The sequence below is a fragment of the Bacillus sp. P4_D3 genome (assembly GCF_056401855.1).
The window spans coordinates 1-714 of sequence record NZ_JBFUIN010001182.1 but is presented as its reverse complement, the minus strand read 5'-3'; the positions used below and the strand labels follow the sequence as shown (position 1 = coordinate 714).

At 31.9% G+C, this 714-nt stretch carries 1 protein-coding gene; it reads left to right on the top strand.

The window, feature by feature from the left end; translation table 11 throughout:
• A partial coding sequence (locus tag AC1DTM_RS30115; protein ID WP_477001665.1) for an FtsX-like permease family protein occupies nucleotides 1-714 on the top strand: 714 nt, incomplete at both ends.

Genomic DNA, 714 nt, shown 5'->3' with positions numbered 1-714 from the left:
GTTTTTTACATCATTTATGCCAATTCTTTTTTACTTACATTAAGAAGAAAAGAACTCGGTATGTACATGATGCTTGGAGCGAAAAAGAAAAAAGTAGCGCAATTATTATTTATTGAGACTTTTGGTATGGGTATTGTCAGTATTATTATCGGTATTTTAGTAGGAATCATACTAGCTAGTGTAGCAGGAAATTTGTTAATGAATGGAATGGAAATTTCAGCAAAAGGTAATTACGCATCTGTATACACACCAGCTATATTAGTTACATCTATTTTCTTCTTAATATTATTTTTCATTACTGGTGTAATGAATAGTTTCCGATTATTACGTAAAACAGAATTAGAGTTAATACGTGAAGACGAAACGCAAGATGAAGTGAAGAAAAGTAAAACTCGCACAGTTATTATGACAGTACTAGGTGTATTGCTAGTAAGTACAGGATACTATTTTATGGTAAATATAAAAATGTTTGCTGAACTAGGATTTATAATAGCGACAATTGTTACGACATTAGGAACGTATTTCATTTTTAGCTCGTTACTCCCACTTTTTGTAATGAAAATTAAGGGAAATAAAAAACGAAATGAAACGGGATTAAATAGTTTTACTTATGCACAGTTACGTTTTCGAGTAACTAGTTTATCGAGAGTACTAGGAACTGTAGCGATGTTAATTGCATTAGGTGCAGGTGCGATGACAGCAGGTATGGCGTTT